The organism is Aquabacterium humicola (genome assembly GCF_030167915.1).
GTDB classification, from domain to species: Bacteria; Pseudomonadota; Gammaproteobacteria; order Burkholderiales; family Burkholderiaceae_C; genus Pseudaquabacterium; species Pseudaquabacterium humicola.
This window is the reverse complement of the sequence record NZ_JARGNB010000008.1, coordinates 185,688-203,921: the sequence shown is the minus strand read 5'-3', so window position 1 is coordinate 203,921 and position 18,234 is coordinate 185,688. Positions and strand designations below refer to the sequence as shown.

General features: G+C 72.5%; 19 protein-coding genes. 6 read left to right on the top strand and 13 right to left on the bottom strand.

Translation table 11 applies throughout. From position 1 onward, the window contains the following. Nucleotides 1-10: 10 nt before the first annotated feature. Complete coding sequence (locus P1K89_RS27855) at nt 11-1,633, bottom strand: carboxyl transferase domain-containing protein (RefSeq protein WP_284619800.1); 1,623 nt, start codon at nt 1,631-1,633, stop codon at nt 11-13. Between the two features lie 40 nt (nt 1,634-1,673). Beyond that, nucleotides 1,674-3,350 (bottom strand): AMP-binding protein, encoded by a 1,677-nt coding sequence (locus P1K89_RS27850; protein WP_284619799.1) that lies wholly within the window; start codon nt 3,348-3,350, stop codon nt 1,674-1,676. 110 nt (nt 3,351-3,460) lie between these two features. Between P1K89_RS27850 and P1K89_RS27845 the strand changes: the two genes are divergently transcribed. Both P1K89_RS27845 and P1K89_RS27840 read left to right on the top strand, forming a co-directional pair. Next, nucleotides 3,461-4,537, top strand: a complete 1,077-nt coding sequence (locus P1K89_RS27845; protein WP_284619798.1) for an AraC family transcriptional regulator — start codon at nt 3,461-3,463, stop codon at nt 4,535-4,537. 63 nt (nt 4,538-4,600) lie between these two features. Continuing rightward, entirely contained in the window at nt 4,601-6,529 is a 1,929-nt protein-coding gene (locus P1K89_RS27840; RefSeq protein WP_284619797.1) for a hypothetical protein, read from the top strand. 15 nt (nt 6,530-6,544) lie between these two features. On the opposite strand, the gene P1K89_RS27835 is transcribed toward P1K89_RS27840, so the two are convergent. From P1K89_RS27835 to P1K89_RS27820, 4 genes are all read right to left on the bottom strand, one after another. Next, nucleotides 6,545-6,964 carry a hypothetical protein gene (locus tag P1K89_RS27835; RefSeq protein WP_284619796.1) on the bottom strand — a complete coding sequence of 140 codons (420 nt, stop codon included), beginning with the start codon at nt 6,962-6,964 and terminating at the stop codon, nt 6,545-6,547. A gap of 5 nt (nt 6,965-6,969) precedes the next feature. After that, a complete protein-coding gene (gene sodC, locus P1K89_RS27830; RefSeq protein WP_284619795.1) occupies nt 6,970-7,506 on the bottom strand; it encodes a superoxide dismutase [Cu-Zn] SodC in 537 nt (178 codons plus the stop codon). An 80-nt stretch (nt 7,507-7,586) separates the two neighbouring features. After that, a complete protein-coding gene (locus tag P1K89_RS27825; protein ID WP_284619794.1) occupies nt 7,587-8,369 on the bottom strand; it encodes an EcsC family protein in 783 nt (260 codons plus the stop codon). Next, nucleotides 8,369-9,085, bottom strand: coding sequence for a glycine-rich domain-containing protein (locus tag P1K89_RS27820; protein ID WP_284619793.1), 717 nt, complete (start codon nt 9,083-9,085; stop codon nt 8,369-8,371). The genes P1K89_RS27825 and P1K89_RS27820 overlap by 1 nt, the downstream gene beginning before the upstream one ends. A gap of 47 nt (nt 9,086-9,132) precedes the next feature. On the opposite strand from P1K89_RS27820, the gene P1K89_RS27815 reads away from it, so the two are divergent. Next, nucleotides 9,133-9,951: a DUF72 domain-containing protein gene (locus P1K89_RS27815; RefSeq protein ID WP_284619792.1), complete on the top strand. Its 819-nt coding sequence runs from the start codon at nt 9,133-9,135 to the stop codon at nt 9,949-9,951. Nucleotides 9,952-9,985: 34 nt separating this feature from the next. Here the strand turns inward: P1K89_RS27815 and P1K89_RS27810 are convergent, their stop codons facing one another. From P1K89_RS27810 to P1K89_RS27790, 5 genes are all read right to left on the bottom strand, one after another. Next, nucleotides 9,986-10,651: a glutathione S-transferase family protein gene (locus P1K89_RS27810; RefSeq protein WP_284619791.1), complete on the bottom strand. Its 666-nt coding sequence runs from the start codon at nt 10,649-10,651 to the stop codon at nt 9,986-9,988. An 8-nt stretch (nt 10,652-10,659) separates the two neighbouring features. Next, entirely contained in the window at nt 10,660-11,106 is a 447-nt protein-coding gene (locus P1K89_RS27805) for a GNAT family N-acetyltransferase (RefSeq protein ID WP_350082279.1), read from the bottom strand. Nucleotides 11,107-11,192: 86 nt separating this feature from the next. After that, on the bottom strand, nt 11,193-11,615 hold the full coding sequence (locus P1K89_RS27800) for a nucleotide triphosphate diphosphatase NUDT15 (RefSeq protein WP_284619790.1): 423 nt from the start codon (nt 11,613-11,615) through the stop codon (nt 11,193-11,195). Next, the gene (locus tag P1K89_RS27795; RefSeq protein WP_284619789.1) at nt 11,612-12,526 is read right to left on the bottom strand and encodes a LysR substrate-binding domain-containing protein; all 915 of its coding nucleotides are present in this window, start codon (nt 12,524-12,526) and stop codon (nt 11,612-11,614) included. Before P1K89_RS27795 ends, P1K89_RS27800 begins: the two co-directional genes overlap by 4 nt. 20 nt (nt 12,527-12,546) lie before the next feature. Then, on the bottom strand, nt 12,547-13,113 hold the full coding sequence (locus P1K89_RS27790; protein ID WP_284619788.1) for a hypothetical protein: 567 nt from the start codon (nt 13,111-13,113) through the stop codon (nt 12,547-12,549). Between P1K89_RS27790 and P1K89_RS27785 the strand changes: the two genes are divergently transcribed. Then, nucleotides 13,112-14,131, top strand: coding sequence for a Gfo/Idh/MocA family protein (locus tag P1K89_RS27785; RefSeq protein ID WP_284619787.1), 1,020 nt, complete (start codon nt 13,112-13,114; stop codon nt 14,129-14,131). The two genes, P1K89_RS27790 and P1K89_RS27785, sit on opposite strands and share 2 nt — an antisense overlap. A 3-nt stretch (nt 14,132-14,134) precedes the next feature. On the opposite strand, the gene P1K89_RS27780 is transcribed toward P1K89_RS27785, so the two are convergent. Next, nucleotides 14,135-15,190, bottom strand: coding sequence for an asparaginase (locus P1K89_RS27780; RefSeq protein ID WP_284619786.1), 1,056 nt, complete (start codon nt 15,188-15,190; stop codon nt 14,135-14,137). 62 nt (nt 15,191-15,252) lie between these two features. Here P1K89_RS27780 and P1K89_RS27775 point away from each other — a divergent pair, with 62 nt between their 5' ends. Beyond that, nucleotides 15,253-16,134, top strand: a complete 882-nt coding sequence (locus P1K89_RS27775) for an EamA family transporter (RefSeq protein WP_284619785.1) — start codon at nt 15,253-15,255, stop codon at nt 16,132-16,134. A gap of 12 nt (nt 16,135-16,146) precedes the next feature. Here P1K89_RS27775 and P1K89_RS27770 read toward each other — a convergent pair whose 3' ends face one another. Further along, a complete protein-coding gene (locus tag P1K89_RS27770; protein WP_284619784.1) occupies nt 16,147-16,602 on the bottom strand; it encodes a hypothetical protein in 456 nt (151 codons plus the stop codon). 156 nt (nt 16,603-16,758) lie between these two features. Between P1K89_RS27770 and P1K89_RS27765 the strand changes: the two genes are divergently transcribed. Beyond that, on the top strand, nt 16,759-18,228 hold the full coding sequence (locus P1K89_RS27765) for a sensor domain-containing diguanylate cyclase (RefSeq protein ID WP_284619783.1): 1,470 nt from the start codon (nt 16,759-16,761) through the stop codon (nt 18,226-18,228). Nucleotides 18,229-18,234 lie beyond the last annotated feature (6 nt).

Here is an 18,234-nt window from a genome sequence, read left to right as displayed (position 1 = left end):
CAGTCGGCCGCTACATCCGGAACACGCCGAAGCGCGTCTCCGGGATCGGCGCGTTGAGGCTCGCCGACAGGCCCAGCGCGAGCACGCGGCGCGTATCGGTGGGGTCGATCACGCCGTCGTCCCACAGGCGCGCGCTGGCGTAGTACGGATGGCCCTGGCGCTCGTACTGCGCACGGATCGGCGCCTTGAAAGCCTCTTCCTCGTCGGCGCTCCACTGGCCGCCCTTCCCCTCGATGCCGTCGCGCTTGACGGTGGCCAGCACGCTCGCGGCCTGCTCGCCGCCCATCACGCTGATGCGCGCGTTCGGCCACATCCACAGGAAGCGCGGCGAGTACGCGCGGCCGCACATGCCGTAGTTGCCGGCGCCGAAGCTGCCGCCGATGATGATCGTGAACTTGGGCACCGCGGCGCAGGCCACCGCGGTCACCATCTTCGCGCCGGCGCGGGCGATGCCGTCGTTCTCGTACTTGCGGCCGACCATGAAGCCGGTGATGTTCTGCAGGAACACCAGCGGCACCTTGCGCTGGCAGCACAGCTCGATGAAGTGCGCGCCCTTGTTCGCGCTCTCGGCGAACAGGATGCCGTTGTTGGCGACGATGCCCACCGGCATGCCCTCGATGTGCGCGAAGCCGCAGACCAGCGTGGCGCCATAACGCGCCTTGAACTCGTGGAACTCGCTGCCGTCGACGACGCGGGCGATGATCTCGCGCACGTCGAAGGGCTTGCGGGTGTCGGTCGGCACGATGCCGAGCAGCTCGTCGGGCGAGTGTTTCGGCGGCCGCGGCGCCTGCAGCGGCACCGGCGCGTCCTTGCGCCAGTTCAGCTGCGCGATCGCCTGGCGCGCCAGCGCCAGCGCATGCAGGTCGTTCTCGGCCAGGTGGTCGGCCACGCCGGACAGGCGCGTGTGCACGTCGCCGCCGCCGAGGTCCTCGGCGCTGACCACCTCGCCGGTGGCGGCCTTCACCAGCGGCGGGCCGCCGAGGAAGATCGTGCCCTGGTTCTTGACGATGATGGTCTCGTCGCTCATCGCCGGCACGTAGGCGCCGCCGGCGGTGCACGAGCCCATCACCACCGCGATCTGCGGGATGCCCAGGCCGCTCAGGTTGGCCTGGTTGTAGAAGATGCGGCCGAAGTGCTCGCGGTCGGGGAATACGTCGTCCTGGTTCGGCAGGTTCGCGCCGCCGGAGTCGACAAGGTAGACGCAGGGCAGGCGGTTCTCGCGCGCGATCTCCTGCGCGCGCAGGTGCTTCTTCACGGTCAGCGGGTAGTAGGTGCCGCCCTTGACGGTCGCGTCGTTGCAGACGATCAGGCACTCGACGCCGGCGATGCGGCCGATGCCGGCGATCATGCCGGCGCAGGGCGCCGAGTCCTGGCCGTCCTTCTCGGGGTACATGCCGAAGGCGGCCAGCGGCGCGATCTCGAGGAAGGGCGTGTCCGGATCGAGCAGGCGCTCGACGCGCTCGCGCGGCAGCAGCTTGCCGCGCGCCAGGTGCTTGGCGCGCGCATCGGCGCCGCCGCCCTCGGCAATCTTCGCGAGCCTGGCGTTCAGGTCATCGACCAGTGCGCGCATCGCCGCGGCATTGGTCTTCCATTCCTCGCTGCGCGGGTTCAGCTTGGCTTCGAGCACGGACATGCGGTCTCCTGGTTCTTCTCGATCGGGCGGGCAAACCGCTTCACGCGGTGCGCGCGATGCTCAGCTTCAGCTCGTCGATCATCTGCTGGCGCATCACGAATTTCTGCGCCTTGCCGGTCACCGTCATCGGCATCTGCTCGACGAAGCGAATGTAGCGCGGCACCTTGTAGTGCGCGATCTGGCCGCGGCAGAACTCGCGGATGGCCTCTTCGGTCGGCGCGTGGCCGGGCTTGGGCACGATCCACGCGCAGACCTCCTCGCCGTACTTCGCATCCGGCACGCCGAAGACCTGCACCGTCTGCACCGCCGGGTGGCGGTACAGGAACTCCTCGATCTCGCGCGGGTAGACGTTCTCGCCGCCGCGGATCAGCATGTCCTTCACGCGGCCGACGATGTTGCCGTAACCCTCGGCATCGATGGTGGCCAGGTCGCCGGTGCGCATCCAGCCGTCGACGATCGCTTCGCGGGTGCGCTCGGCGTCGTCCCAGTAGCCCTGCATCACCGAGTAGCCGCGCACCCACAGCTCGCCCGGCGTGCCGACCGGCACCGTGCGGCCCTCGCCGTCGACCACCTTCGCTTCGAGGTGCGGCTGGATGCGGCCGACGGTGGAGACGCGGCGCTCCAGCGGATCGTCGGCCGCGCTCTGGAACGACACCGGCGAGGTCTCGGTCATGCCATAGGCGATGGTGATCTCGCGCAGGTGCATCTCGGCGATCACCCGCTTCATCGTCTCGATCGGGCACGGGCTGCCGGCCATGATTCCGGTGCGCAGGCACGTCAGGTCGACCCTTGCGAAGTCGGGATGGTCGAGCTCGGCGATGAACATCGTCGGCACGCCATGCAGCGCGGTGCAGCGTTCTTCGGCCACCGCCGCCAGCGTCGCGCCGGCGTCGAAGGCCTCGCCGGGGAAGACCATCGCCGCGCCGGTCGAGACGCAGGCCAGCACCGCCAGCACCATGCCGAAGCAGTGGTACAGCGGCACGGGGATGCAGAGCTTGTCGGCTTCGCTGAAGCGCATCGCCATCGCGATGAAGCGCGCGTTGTTGACCACGTTGTGGTGCGTCAGCGTCGCGCCCTTCGGATGGCCGGTGGTGCCGCTGGTGAACTGGATGTTGATCGGCTCGTGCGCATCGAGCGCCACCTCGGGCAGTGCGGCGGCGCGGCGCAGCAGCGCGCCGTAGTTCAGCATGCCGGGCGTGCGGTCGTCGCCCATGCGGATCACCGCCTGCAGCACCGGCAGCTTCGCGGCCTTCAGCGCGCCCGGTTCGCACGACGCCAGTTCCGGCGCCAGCGCCTGCAGCATGCCGAGGTAGTCCGAGCTCTTGAGCCGCTCGGCGGCGATCAGCGCGCGGCAGCCGGACTTGTTCAGCGCGTACTCCAGCTCGGCGAGCCGGTAGGCCGGGTTGACGTTGACCAGCACCAGCCCGAGCCGCGCGGTGGCGAACTGCGTGACCAGCCACTCGGCGCGGTTCGGCGACCAGATGCCGACGCGGTCGCCGTGGCGCAGGCCCAGGCCGTGCAGGCCGGCGGCCAGCGCGTCGACCTCGGCGGCGAACTCGGCCCAGGTCCAGCGGATGCCCTGCTCGCGGAACACCACGGCCGGACGATCCGCGAAGCGCGCCGCCGTGGCGGCCAGCAGCTGCGGGATCGTCGACGTGGACAAGGGGATGTCGTGGCGGCCGCGCACCTGCGCGAGCCCGTCGATCGGCAGAACCATGGCGGCGGCTTCCCGGAACGAGGTGAAGAGGCCGAGCATAGGGAGACGGCGGGCGCAGCGGGTGCCGAACGGGTTGCAAAACGTGCCAGCCGCCGCCAGACTCGCGGCGAATGCCCCGCGCCCCTGCCCCGCCGGCCGACGCCGGCACCCCGTCCCGTCGGCCGGCGTCGCCACGTGCGGCCCGTGCCGTCACGCCGATCGCCTTCGTCCGGGCGATCGGGCTGGCTTGCGAGCGCGCCGGCGTCGACCCCGCCGAGATCCTGGCGAAGGCGCAGATCGCGCCAGGCTTGCTCAAGCGAGCCGACGCGCGCATCAGCGCCGCGCAGATGGAAGCGGTGTCGGCGGCCGCGATGCAGCGGCTCGACGACGAAGCGCTCGGCTGGTTCTCGCGCCGGCTGCCCTGGGGCAGCTACGGCATGCTGGCGCGCGCGTCGATCAGCGCACCGGACCTCGGGCTGGCGCTCAAGCGCTGGTGCCGCCACCACGGGCTGCTGACCGACGACCTCGCGCTGACGCTGGAAGCGACGGCCGGGCGCGCGCGGCTGCGCATCACCGAGCGCCGGCCGCTCGATCCCGCGCTGCGCGAATTCTGCCTCGTCACCTTGCTGCGCAACGTGCACGGCGTCGCCAGCTGGCTGATCGATTCGCGGCTGCCGCTGGACGCGGTGCACTTCCCGTTCCCGGCGCCGCCGCATGCCACGGTCTACCCGATGCTGTACCCGGGGCCGGTGCACTTCGATGCCGCGGCGTGCGGCTTCGACTTCGATGCCCGCTACCTCGCGCTGCCCCTGAAGCGCGAGGAGCGCGCGCTGAACCAGATGCTGCAGCGCGCACTGCCGCTGACCGTGCTGCCCTACCGCCGCGACCGGCTGCAGGTGCAGCGCGTGCGCCAGTGGCTGCAGGCGCATCCGGACCGCGCGCACAGCGCCGCCTCGGTGGCCGCGGCGCTGCATGTGTCGGTGCGCACGCTGCACCGGCAGCTGGCCGACGAAGGCAGCAGCCTGCAGGCGCTGAAGGACGAGGCGCGCCGCGAGCGTGCGCTGGCGCTGCTGCAGCGCTCGCGCCGGCCGGTCAAGCAGGTGGCGCTGGCGGTGGGCTTCGCCAGCGAGAAGAGTTTCGCGCGGGCCTTCCGGCAGTGGACCGGCATGACGCCGAGCGAAGCGCGCGGCCAGGCCACCGCCGGCTGACGCCCGCACACCGGTGCCGTGCTTCGGTATAACGGCGCATCCGAGGCTGCCGAAGGACCCCCGATGCGCCTGCCGAGCTGGACCTCCTGCGCCCTCGCCGGCGCTCTCGGGCTGCCGCTGACCGCGCCCGCCGCGACCTGCGACGACGGCGGCTTCGTCGATGCAATCGCCGAGGCCGCCTGGGTCAACCTCGACGTCACGCCCGCGCAGGGCACGGCCGGCATCCGGGCCGCGCTGCTGCAGGCGCAGGCCTCGCTGGCGAACCAGCCGGTGCGCATCCGCCTCGCGCCCGGCTTCTACGCCGACAACACCGGCGCGGAGATCTACGCGCAGCGCCTGCAGCGCGGCGCCGCGAACCCGATCTGGCTGAAGGCCACGGACACGCGGCCGAATGCGACCCGCCTCGGCCACGGCATCAACCTGCTCGGCGTCTCGTACATCGCGATCGACGGCGTGACGATCGGGCCCGAAAGCGTCGGCGCGTGGAACGCCCAGACGGGCACCCATGCCGATCCGCAGCCGCTGCAGGCCGCGGCGGGCATCCACGTCGCCGGCGCCGCGATCGGCGCGCGCACCAGCGCCGTCGTCAACGGCCAGCTGAACGCCGCTGTCTATGGGCGTTATGAACCCTCGCACCACGTCCTCGTGCGCCGGGTCACGGTGCAGAACCTGTTCGACCACCACGAGCGCGACGGCGAGTCGAGCGAGAGCCTGTCGATGGACGGCATGAAGTTCAACCAGGTGCAGGACCTGTGGGTGCTCGACAGCCAGGTGAACCAGACCACGCGCCACGGCATCGACCTGGTCGGCGTGCACCGTGCGGCGATCTGCCGCAGCCTGATCGCGCACAGCGGGGGCGGACTCGGCATCGAGGCCAAGGGCGGCTCGATCGACGTGCTCTACGACAGCAACAGCTTCTACCGCGTGCGCCGCGTCGAGCTCGGCGGCGAGGACACCGACGCCACCTACTACTTCTCGGCGGACGGCCGCTGGGACTACGAGGCGCTGCGCACCGTCGCGCGCAACAACCTGATCGTCGATGCGCGCGAGTCGGCGCTGGAATTCAGCGGCTGCCAGGACTGCGCCGCGGTGGGCAATACCATCGTCTTCACGGCCGGCTACCAACCGCCGTCCGACGGCGGGGTCATCTTCGGCGGCGACGCGATCCGCCTGCACGACAGCCGCGTGCTCGGCGCGGCCGACGGCGCCGGCAGCGACTGCCAGTTCTGGGACGCGGCGCAGCAGGACTACGTGACCGTCGACCCCTGCTGGGGGGTCGGCGCCAACGCACCGGCGCCGGTCAACCGCGTGCTGCGCAGCGGCAACCTGTTGGTCGCGAACAACGTGTTCGCGTCGCTCGGCGGACACTTCGGGCGCGGCAGCGGGGGTGTCGTGCCCTGCCCGCTGAACATCACCGGCGGCACGGCCAGCCGCACGCACGATGCGAACTACTGGTGGAACGGCGGGCAGCTGCTGCCCGTCGACGGCTGCAGCGCGCTGAACGAAGGCAGCCGATCGAAGCTGCCGGGCAGCGGCGCGACGGCGGCGCCGGTGGCCGGCGGCGCGGTCGATGCGTCGGCGCTCGGCCGGCTCGGCGGCAGCGTGATCGCCGCGCTGCTGCCGACCGCCAGCGCACCGCTGGCCGGCATCGCGATGGCGGTGGCGCAGCAGGCGGCCTACGACCGGCTGGGCGCGCCGCGCGGGCTGGTGGTCGGCGCCATCGGCAGCGCCGGCGGCAGCGGCGGAGCCGACGCCCTCACCAGCGATCGCCTGTTCAACTTCGCCGAGCGCTTCTACCCCGAGTACTTCGCCGGCCACGCGATCAGCGGCCACGCGAGCGGCTACTACTACCGCTTCTACCCCGCGACCGCCACCTACATCGGCAGCCAGGGCGGCCGGCTCTACGTGCTGGGGCCGGCCTTCGGCAACCAGGTCACCGACCTGGGGCCGCTGGTGAACTGGCTGCCGGCGGCACAGGAGGCCGGGTTCTGAAAACCACGCCCTGCGTCAGGACTTGTCGATGCGCAGGTTGATGCGGTACTGGTCCAGCAGGATCGGCGTGGTGGTGACCGGGTACGGCTCGACGCCGACCAGGTTGACGCGGTAGCCGCGGTAGCTGGCCGTGCCCTTGTCGGGCGCCGTCGACAGCGACAGGCTCGCCGGCGCCTGGCCGTTCTGCACGATGCCGATGCGGGCGACCGCTTCGCCCGCCCAGACGCAGATCGCGGCGGCCGGGCAGCGCGAGTCGTCGACCGCGGTCAGCGTCAGGCTCAGGCCCTCGCTGGCGATCACCGCCGGGGCGCCCGACTGCAGGGTCACCGCGAACGGGCCGCTCGAGGGCTGCTGGTTCGGGCCGCTGTCGCCGCCGCCGCAGGCGACGAGCGCGACGCAAGACAGCGCCGCGGCCAGGATCTTCAGGGGCGCCATGATCTTCAGCTCCCGATCACGCCGCAGACCACGCGCGCCCCGCCGCCGCCGAGCGGCGCCGGGTGGTCGGCATGGTTGTCGCCGCCGGCGTGCACCATCAGCGAACGGTTGCGCACGTCGGCCAGCTTCAGCCGCGGCGCCAGCACCGGGTTGCCGGCTTCGCCGTTGGCCGCGACGTACAGCGCCGGCAGGTCGCCGAGGTGGCCGTCGCCCCAGGGTTCGCCATGGCGCTTGGTGCCGGCGGGGTCGAGGTGGCCGCCGGCGCCGAGCGCGGCGGTCGGCGACCCGCCGGCCGGGGTGGCCGGCGCGCAGGACGGGTTCTCGTGCACGTGGAAGCCGTGCAGGCCGGGCGCCAGGCCCTTCAGCGACGGGTAGAAGGCCAGGCCGTACGGGGTTTCGGCGATGCGCACGGTGCCGGCGGCGGCGCCGTTGCCGCTGGCATCGACCAGGTTCATCGTCACGGTGATCTCGGCGGACTGGGCGGCGCTCGCCAGGCCGGCCATCGTGGCCGCCAGCGCCAGCAGCGAACAGGCTCGTTTCATGGGTTCAGGTGTCGGGTTGTGACAGCGCCGGCGAGCATACCGCGGCCGGCATACCCCCGCTGCGCCAGTTTGTTGGCCGCTCACAATCGTTGATACGCTTCGCGCACCGCCTGCTCGCCATGGCGGCGCTCGAGCCGGCGCACGGTGAAGTGGCCGCGGCTGACGTCCTGGAAATGGTCGATGAACAGCAGGTTGATCAGCGCGCCGCCGGCCGCGCCGATGATCGGCACCGCCTGCGCCGCGGCCTTCTCCGACACCTGGATGTTGAAGCGCGTCGCGACGAGGCCGATCAGCCGCAGCAGCGCCGGCGCGCCGTCCTGCATCACGGCGTGCCTGAGCAGGTACTCGCCGGCCTCGCTGACGGCCTGCGCCAGCGCCGAGCGCATCGCGAAGTAGCCGGTCTCGCTGGCGTCGTCGCCGGCGGTCGGGCCGCCGAGCGCGAAGACCTCGATGCAGGCCAGCTTCGCCGGCAGCGTGTCCAGCGATTCGCCGTTGGCGCGCGCGATGTCGGCGATCGAGCGGCAGATGATGGTCGTCGACACCGGCAGCTCGAGGATCAGCGCCGGCAACCCGAAGGCGCCGCCGGCCGCGCCGCTGGCGGCGGCCGCCAGCTTGTGCCAGTTCGGCCGCGCCGGCGACGGCGCATGCGGCTGCATCGTCAGCAGCGCGCCCTTCAGCGAGGCCAGCAGCGCATCGCGCGTGGCCTGGCCGAGGCGATCGCGCCAGCCCACGGGCAGCAGCGCAAAACCGCGCTCGATCGGCGTGCCGAGCAGGTTCGCCGCCTTGGCCGCGATGCCGGGCGTTTCCAGCAACGCCTTCGCGGCGGCCAGCTCGGCCAGGTCCTCTTTCGACAATGCGCTCATCAGTCGCCTCCGCCGCTGCTGCAGCCGCCGCCGCTGCAACCGCCGTCGGACGAGCCGCCGTCGCTGCTGGCGGGGCTGCCGGGGCTGTCATCGCCGAAGCCGGCGGTGCCGCCATCGATGCTGTCGCTGTGGAAATCGGCCGCGCAGTGCGTCGTGCCGCTGGCGGCGGCCCCGTCGTCGAGCCGGCGCGGCCCCCTGCAATCGGGCACGTAGCGGAAGCCGCCGGCGATGCCCAGCTTGGTGTCCAGCGCGAACAGCAGCGGCAGCCGCAACGGCGCGCGCGGGTCGATGTGCTCCTCGTGGCACACATGCCACCAGCAGCGCCGCAGGCCGGCGTTGCGGTCGCGCTGCGGCCCCAGCACGATCGCCGGCGTGTGGTGCAGGAAGCGGCCGAAGGCGCGGCGGCAGAAGTCCTGGTAGGCCCGGGTGTAGAGGATGAACTCGTGCCACAGGTCGTCGGCCACCTGCGAGGGCATCGCCACCGGCGCCCGGCCGCTTTTCAGGCAGGCCAGGAAGAACTGCCGCAGGCCGTGTGCGACGAGCTGGCAGTCCTTCGGCGTCAGCTGCGGATGGTGCATGCGCAGCCGGTCGAACAGGCCCTTGGGCAGCACGAAGTCGCGGATGTGGGCCTGGCGGCGCAGCGCGCGCTGGCGCCGCCACAGCAGCGTGGTCGCGACCAGCGTCAGGGCCAGACCGATCAGCAGCACGGCATTCATCGTCGTTGGCAGCAGGCTAGCAGGAGCGCTTCGGTATTCTGCGGCCGATGAATACGCCCGCAAACCCAACCGCCGGCGGCATCCGCGTCGGTGTCGGCGGCTGGACCTTCGAACCCTGGCGCGACAACTTCTACCCGAAGGGCTGGCCGGCGAGCCGCGAGCTGGAATATGCCAGCCGCCACCTCACCGCGATCGAGATCAACGGCACCTACTACAGCACGCAGAAGCCGGCCACCTTCGCGAAGTGGCACGACGAAACCCCCGAGGGCTTCGTGTTCTCGCTGAAGGCCCACCGCCTGTCGACCAACCGGCGCGTGCTGGCCGAGGCCGGCGACTCGGTGCGCTTCTTCGTCAACAGCGGCATCGCCGAGCTGCGCAGCAAGCTGGGCCCCATCGTCTGGCAGTTCGCGCCGACCAAACGTTTCGACGCCGCCGACTTCGAGGCCTTCCTGAAGCTGCTGCCGGCCGAAGTGAGCGGCCGCCCGCTGCGCCACGCGATGGACGTGCGGCACGAGAGCTTCCGCTGCGCCGAGTACCTGGCGCTGGCGCGCCGTTACGGCGTGGCCACGGTGTTCACCGATGCCGACGATTACCCGCCGATCCCCGACCTGACCGGCGACTTCGTCTACACCCGCATGATGCGCACCGAATCGAGCCAGCCCGAGGGCTGCGCGCCCGAGGTCTTCCCGCCGCTCGCGGCCTGCGCCCGGCGCTGGCGCGACGGCGGCGAGCCCGAGGGCCTGCCGCGCATCGAGCCGGCACCGGCCGCGCACGCCGCGCCGCGCGACGTCTTCATGTTCTTCATCAGCGGCGCCAAGGAGAAGGCGCCGGCCGCGGCGATGGCGCTGATCCGCGCGCTCGGCTGATCGCCCCGCGCCTGGACGCGCCTTCACGGCTGCTTCAGGCCAGCGGCGCCGGTGTCAGCGGCTGGCCCTGCTCGATTGCTGCGCGGTCCTGCGCGGCGAGCGCACGCTGGAAGCCGTCGCGCGCCTGCAGCCGCTGCCAGTAGGCGGCCACCGCCGGCGTGAACTGCGGCGCCAGGTCCAGGAAGCCGGCGAGCATCAGCGCGTAGCCCACCGAGATGTCGGCCGCGGTGAAGCGACCGGCGCACAACCACTCGGCCGCTTCGAGCCGCGGCTGCAGCGTGCGCAGCCGCGCGAGGAACCACTTCGTGTAGTCGTCGGCCACCTGCGGCTGCTTGCGCTCGTCGGGCTCGAAGCGACGGTAGCGCAGCACCAGCGTCTGCGGGAAGGTCAGCGTCGCCTCGCCGAAGTGCAGCAGGTTCAGGTAGTCGGCGCGCGCCGGCTCGTCGATCGCCACGTCGAGCGCGCGCGGAGAGTGGCGTTCGGCCAGGTACTGGCAGATCGCGGCCGACTCGCTCATGCGGGTGTCGCCGTCGAAGAAGGCCGGCACGGTGCCGAGCGGGTTGTGCTCGAAGTAGCGCTTGTCCCGTGCCCGCGGCGGGAAGGGCCAGATGCGCAGGTCGTAGGGCAGGCGCAGTTCCTCCAGCAGCCACAGCGGGCGGAAGGAACGGGCGCTGATGCAGTGGTGCAGCGTGATCGACATGGGGGAATTCAGGCGTCGTCGTCGAGGTAGCCGCGCTCGAAGGCGCCGGCCGGATCCTCGAAGATGGCCATCGCGGTGCGCATGCGGCGGAAGCCGAACTTGCGGTAGAAGGGCTCGCGGCCCGGCACCGCGTAGAGGATGATCTTGCGGTGCCCCTTCGAGCGCTCGACCAGCGTGCCGACGAGCTGCTTGCCCAGGCCCGAGCCCTGGTGGCTGGGCATCACCGCGATGTCGCAGAGGTAGGAACAGTCGACGCCGTCGCTCAAGGCGCGACCCGCGCCGACCAGCCGGCCGCCGTCGCGCACGAAGCAGCGGATGCGGCTGTTGCCGAAGGCCTCGCGCAGCCAGTCGGCGCTCTTGTTGCCCAGCGGCGCCGCGCGGTACAGCGCGGACAGTTCTTCCCAGTCGACATCGTCGAGGCGGTCGGACCAGACGAGTGGCATGTCGAGCGGCACGTCGCATCTCCCAGCATGATGGAGGAGCCGAAGCCTAGCGCGCTTCCCGCGCCCGGCTCATTCGCCGCGGCAGAGCGCGCACCAGCTCAGGCGCCCGGTGGCTGCCAGCCGCTGTCCACCAGGTTCGCCAGCGGCGCGAACAGCGGCCGCGGCAGCGCGTGCCAGTCGAACCACTGCCAGCCCTCGCACTTGTGCGGCTCCAGCACCTGCGGCTCGCCGGCCACGTCGTGCGCCAGCAGGAACAGCGTCAGGTAGTGGCGCCGCGGCGTCGTGAAGACGTCGCTGGTGTACGGCCCGCGCTCGAAGCGCGTGGCGACGAGGCCGGTCTCCTCGGCGAGCTCCCGGGCGGCGCAGGCCTCGATGGTCTCGCCGAATTCCAGGTGGCCGCCCGGCAGCGCCCAGTCGCCGGCGCCGTGCGCGCCGCGGCGCCGGCCCAGCAGCACGCGGCCACCGCGCTGCACCAGCACGCCGATGCCGACCTGCACCGCGTCGTTCTGCGTCGTCGTCATCCGTTCTCCCCGTCATCTCTCAAGGCCTCGATCAGCGCCTGCACCGCGCGCGGCCGTGGCTGCAGCAGGCGCGCAAGCACCTGCAGCTGGAGCCGCGCCCAGGCTTCGTCGAGCGGCCGCCGCACGAAGCGGCGCGAACCGGCGTACGCCGCCGCGGCGCTGGCCGGCACGATGGTCAGCCCGAGGCCGGCCTCGACCATGCGGCACGCGCCGTCGAAGCTGTTGACACTGACGGCCAGCGCCAGCGGCCGGCCCAGCGCCGCGGCGCGTTCCTGCAGCAGCCCGTCCAGCGCGCCGCCGGCCTGCAGGCCGACCAGCGGATGCGCGAGCAGCTCGGCCAGCCGCAGCCGCGGCCGCGCGGCCAGCGCATGGCCGGCCGGCAGCACGACCAGCAGCTCGTCGGCGGCGAACGGCCAGGCTTGCAGCCCCGCCGGCGGCGGCGCCGGCGCGACCGCGATGCCGACATCGGCGCGGTCGTCCTCGCAGGCGGCGATCACCTCGGCGCTGGTGCGCTCCTGCAGCGCGATCTGCAGCAGCGGGAACGCGGCGCGCAGGGCCTGCAGCCGCTCGGGCAGGCGGCCGATCACGGCCGACGCGTTGACCGCCAGCCGCAAGGTGCCGGCGACCGCGCCCGACAGCGCCTGCACCTCGCGCGCCAGCGCCTGCAGGTCGCGCTCCAGCGCCTCGCCGCGCGCGAGCACCAGCGCGCCGGCGTCGGTCGTCCGCACGCCACGCGCGGAACGGATCAGCAGCGGCGCACCGAGCGCACGTTCCAGCTCGGCCAGGCGCCGGCTCAGCGCGGAGGCGGCGATGTGCTCGCGCCCGGCGGCCCGGGCGATCGATCCGGCCTGCACCGTGCGCACGAACAGGTGCAGGCTGTAGGGATCGAGGCGGTGCGGCGCGGCGGTCATCGGAAGCGGCCCAGCGCCGGTCAGCGCGCAGCGGACGCCGCCGGCGGCGGCGGATGCTGACGCACGAAGTCAGCGGCCATCTCGCGGGCCAGCGCGTCGGGCGCCAGGCGATCGAAGCTGCGCAGGTCCAGCGTCATGTCGCGCTGCGTGCTGAAGTCGGGCTCGCCGATCGCCAGCAGCGCGCCGTCGCCGGCGAGGTTGCGCACGCGCCGGATCGGGTGGCCGCGCAGGCGCACGACCAGCGTGCGCGCCGCGTCGTCGGCGAAGATCGTCGTCTCCAGCACGCGGTCGCAGCCGGCATCCTGCGCGCGGTCGAGGATGGACGTGGCGTTGGCCGGCATGTCGCGCGACTCCACCGGCAGCGGCAGCCGCACGACGCGCAGCCCCGCCTCCTGCAGCCGCCCGGCCACCTGCGCATTGAAGCGGTTGTTGAGCTGGTTCCACGCGGTATTGGCCTCGTGGTCCGACAGCGACAGGTTGCGGCCGTGGCCGACGACCACCGTGCACGCGGGCTCGGACGCGACGCCCGGCCCTGCCGCCAACGCCGACAGCACCGCCAGCATCGGGAACGACACAATCGCGCGCATGGCTGAACATTTTGCATGGGGCCTGATCGGCCCCGGCCGCATCGCGCAGCGCTTCGCCGACGCGGTGCAGCGGCTGCCCGACAGCCGGCTGGCGGTGGTGCAGGGCCGCGACCTGGCACGCGCGACGGCGTTTGCCCGCACCTGGCAACGCCCGGACAAGGCGCCGGTGCGCGCCACCGGGTCGATCGCCGCGCTGCTGGCCGAGCCGGGGCTGGACGCGGTCTACATCGCGACGCCGCATGCCTTCCATGCCGGTGCGATCCAGTCGTGCCTCGAGGCCGGCGTGCCCGTGCTGTGCGAGAAGCCGCTGGTGACGGATGCGGCCACCGCGCAGCGCCTCGCGGATCTGGCGCGCGAGCGCGGCGTCTTCCTGATGGAAGCGCTCTGGACCCGCTTCCTGCCCGCGTACGCGCAGGCGGGGCGCTGGCTGCGCGAGGGTGCGATCGGCCCGCTGCGCGCGCTGCAGTCGAGCTTCTGCTTTGACACCCCCTACGACCCGACGTCGCGCACGCACGACCCCGCGCAGGCCGGCGGCGCGCTGCTGGACATCGGCATCTACAACCTCAGCGCCACCCGCTGGGCGCTGCGCGAGGCGCGGTTCGCCATCGACGAAGCGCCGGCGATGCATGTGCATGCGCTGAAGAGCCCGAGCGGCGTCGACCAGCGCCTGTCGGTGCTGCTGGGCTTCGCCGACGGCCTCGCCTCGCAGTTCGTCTGCGGCTTCGACGGCCACGCCGACAACGGCTTGCGCCTCTTCGGCCGCGACGGCGTCATCCACTTCCCCGAGCGCTTCTGGGAGGCGCAGCGGGTGGTGCTGCAGCGCGGCGACGATGCCCCGGTGGGGGTCGACGCGCCGTTCGGCCTCAACGGCTTCGAGTACGAGGTGATCGACGCGATGCAGTGCATCCGCGCCGGGCGGCTGCAGAGCGAGGTGATGCCGCTGGCCGAAACGATCGCGACGCTGCGCTGGATGGATGCGATCCGCGCGCAGGCGGGCGTTCGCTACCCGTTCGAGTGAGCGTCAGCGCGCCAGCGCCGCCCGCAGGCCTTCGCTCGCCCGCAGCGCGCCGACCTCGATGCCGTTCCAGTTCTTCAGCACCACGTCGCTCAGGTCGCGCAGGAAGTGGCGCTCGCCGTCGTCCAGCGGCAGCAGCGCCTCGATCACCGCGGCCATCGTCACCTCGACGGCACGGGCGGTATTGCCGTCGTCCATCTTGATCGCGACACCCAGGCCGAGCCCGGGCAGCGCGGCGCAGTAGACGCCTTCGGCGCCGACCTTGCAGAACACCCGTTCGCCGAAGCGCTCCATCACGCGGGTGTCGAAGCGGCCGCTGCCGGAGACGAAGAAGGGCGCGCGGGCGACTGCCTGGCGCAGCCGGCGCGCGGCTGACGCGTGGCCAGCCGACAGGCCCTGGCCGGTGCCGATGCGCGCGAAGGCCAGCGCCAGCGCGCGCAGCGGGACCGCGTACGTGGGGATCGAGCAGCCGTCGGTGCCGACCGGCGCGTTGGACAGGTCGGCGCCGGTGGTCGCTTGCAGCGCGGCAGTGACCTCGCGCATCACCGGATGGTCCGGCTTCACATAACCCTTCAGGTACGCGGCCGGCTCGGTGCCGGCGGCCCGCGCCATCAGGCAGCCGACGCAGGCGAAGCCCGCGTGTTTGCCGGAGCAGTTGTTGTGCAGCGCGCTCGGCTGCAAGCCGGCGGCGGCCAGCGCACGCATCGCCGGTTCGTCGTAGGGCCAGTGTGCGCCGCATTCGAGCGCGCCGGCGTCGAGGCCGGCCTTCGCCAGCATCGAACGTGCGGTCTCGGCATGGCGCGGCTCGCCGCGGTGCGAGGCGCAGGCCAGCGCGAGTTCCTCGTCCGTCAGGCCGAGCGCCTCGGCCGCGCCGCTGGCCACCAGCGGCAGTGCCTGCAGCACCTTGACCGCCGAGCGCGGGAAGATCGGCCGGTGAATGTCGCCCAGGGAAGCGCGCACGGCGCCCCCGGCATCGACGACCGCCAGCGCGCCGCGGTGGAAGGATTCGACCGCGCCGCCGCGCAGCACGTGGACCAGGTCGGGGTTCGTCGTGAAGCTCATGCGCGCACTGTAGTGCGCGTCGGCAAGGCAACAGTGCTGCGCCGCGCCACGACAATCGCCCGATGCCCTTGTCCGCCCTCGCGCTGGTGCTGGTCGCCGCGCTGCTGCACGCCGCCTGGAACATCGTCGCGAAGAAGATCAACGCCGGCCCGCACTTCCCGCTGCTGTGTTCCGTCTTCATCCTGGTGCTGTGGGCGCCGCTGGGGCTGTGGCTGGCCTGGGACGCGGTGCCGCGCTGGGGCGCGCTGGAATGGGGCTTGATGACGGCCAGCGCCTTCGTGCACTGGTGGTATTTCCGCACGCTGCTGGCCGGCTACCGGGCGGCGGACCTGACGGTGGTCTACCCGGTCGCGCGCGGCACCGGGCCGCTGGTGGCGAGCTTCGGCGCCGCGCTGCTGCTGGGCGAGACGCTGGGCGCGCAGGGCATCGCCGGCGTGCTGGGCATCACCACGGGCGTGTTCCTCATCGCCGGCGGGCCGGCGCTGTGGAGCGCGGCCCACGATCCCGCGCAGCGCCAGCGCGTGCGCGCGGGCCTGGCCTGGGGCGGTGCCACCGGCGTGCTGATCGCCGGCTACACGGTGATCGATGGCTACGCGGTGAAGGTGGCGCTGGTCTCGCCGATCCTCGTCGACTGGATGAACAACGTGCTGCGCATCCCGCTCCAGCTGCCCGAGGCCTGGACCGACCGCGCCGGCGTGGCGAACGAATGGCGCACCCGCTGGCGCGGCGCGCTGCTGCTGGCTGCGATCAGCCCGGTCGGCTACGTGCTGGTGCTGTACGCGGCGCAGCAGGCCCCGCTGTCGCACGTGGCGCCGGCGCGCGAGGTGTCGATGCTGTTCGCCGCGCTGATCGGCGGCCGGCTGCTCGGCGAAACCGACCGCGGCCTGCGGCTGCTGGGCGCGGCCTGCATCGCCGGCGGGGTGATCGCGCTGGCGTTGGCGTAGCCGGATCGCCGGTCAGGGGGCTTCGCTCTGCAGGCATAGGCGCCGGCCGCCGACCTCGAAGCGGTAGCGTCCGCGGCTGGTGCGTTCGATGCGCAGCGGGCCGTCGCGTTCGGCCAGGCGCCGCTGCAGCAGCAGCAGGCGCACGTCGACGTTGTCCTTGACCTCGGGCAGGCCGAGCTCGCCGGCGGCCAGGCGCAGCTCGCGCGTCGTGAAGTGTGCTTCGGCCCGTTCGGCCTGGCGGCGCGCCAGCTTCCAGAAGATCGCGCCGGCGACACCCTTGATCAGGTACTCGCCATCGACGAAGACGCTGCGGTCGCGCGGGAAGTAGCGCACCTGCAGCGGGGCGGCCGCCGGCGCGGGCGCCGGCGTGGCCGGCCGCACGGGCAGGCGCAACTGCCAGTCCGGCGCCGCCAGGCGCGTGCTGATCGGCGGATGGGCGTGGTGGAAGAAGATCGGCAGCGGGTTCATGTTGCACAGTGTGCTCGGCGGTGGCGCGGCCGTCATGGCCCGGATGGGCCACAGGGGGTGTGATCCGGCCGCGGCCACGGACGCCGGCGAGCCGTCCCCGCCGCGCGGCGCCGTGCGAGACTGACGGCCCCCGATCCCGTCACGCTGCGCGCCGCCATGTCCACCACCCCTGCCCCGCTGAACGACCAGGCCCTGGCGCAGATGTTCGAGCTGGCGCCGGTGTCGCTGTGGCTGGAGGACTTCAGCGGCGTCAAGCGCCTGTTCGACCGCTGGCGCGCCGAGGGCGTGCAGGACCTGCGCCACTTCCTGCGCGCCGACCGGGCCCGCGTGCGCGAATGCACGCGCGAGATCCAGGTGCTGCAGGTCAACCGGCGCACGCTGGAGCTGTTCGGCGCCCAGGACCTCGACCAGCTGCTCGGCGGCCTCGACCGCGTGTTCCGCGACGACATGCTGGACCGCCACGTCGAGGAACTGGTGCAGCTGTGGAGCGGCGCGCTGGCCTATGCCAGCGACACGGTGAACTACACGCTCGACGGCCGGCGCCTGGACATCGCGCTGCAGGTGCGCGTGCTGCCGGGCCATGAGCAGGACTGGGGCCGCGTGCTGCTGTCGCTGGAGGACCAGTCCTCGCGCGAGCAGGCGCGCCGCGCGCTCGAACGCAGCCAGCGCTACGCGCAGGGCCTGTTCGAGCACTCGCCGGTGTCGCTGTGGGTCGAGGACTTCAGCGCCGTCAAGCGCCTGATCGACGAGCTGCGCGAGCGCGGCATCACCGACTTCCGCGTCTTCACCGACGTGCACCCGGAGTTCGTCGAGCGCTGCATGGCCGAGATCCGGGTGATCGACGTCAACCGGCAGACCCTCTCGATGTTCCGCGCGCCCGACAAGGCCACGCTGCTCAAGCGCCTGCCCGACGTCTTCCGCGACGAGATGCGGCGACCCTTCACCGAGCAGCTGATCGAGCTGTGGGAGGGCAAGCTCTTCCAGCAGCGCGAGACGGTGAACTACGCGCTCGACGGCGAGCTGCTGCACGTGCACCTGCAGTTCGCGGTGCTGCCGGGGCACGAGGACGACTGGTCGCTGGTGCAGGTGTCGCTGACCGACATCACCGCGCGCAAGAAGGCCGAGAGCTACCTCGAGTTCCTCGGCAAGCACGACGCGCTGACCAAGCTGCGCAACCGCTCGTTCTTCGACGACGAGCTGAACCGGCTGGAGCGCAAGGGCGTGCAGCCGGTGGCGCTGGTGGTGATCGACCTCAATGGGCTGAAGCAGGTCAACGACGAGCGCGGCCACCGCGCCGGCGACGCGCTGCTGCGCCGCGCCGGCGAGGTGCTGGGCAAGGCGGTCGAGGCGCCGGCCACCGCGGCGCGCATCGGCGGCGACGAGTTCGTGCTGCTGGTGCCCGGCGGCGACCAGCATGCGGCCGACGCGCTGGTGGCGCAGGTGCACGAGCTGGTCGAGCTGAACAACCAGTTTCACAGCGGCGATCCGCTGGCGCTGTCGGTCGGCACCGCGGTGTCCGAGCCCGGCGAGCGGCTGGAGGCCGCGCTGCACCGTGCCGACAAGCTGATGTACGCGCAGAAGAAGGCCTTCCACGCCACCGCCGAGAACGATCGCCGCCATTCCTGAGCCGCA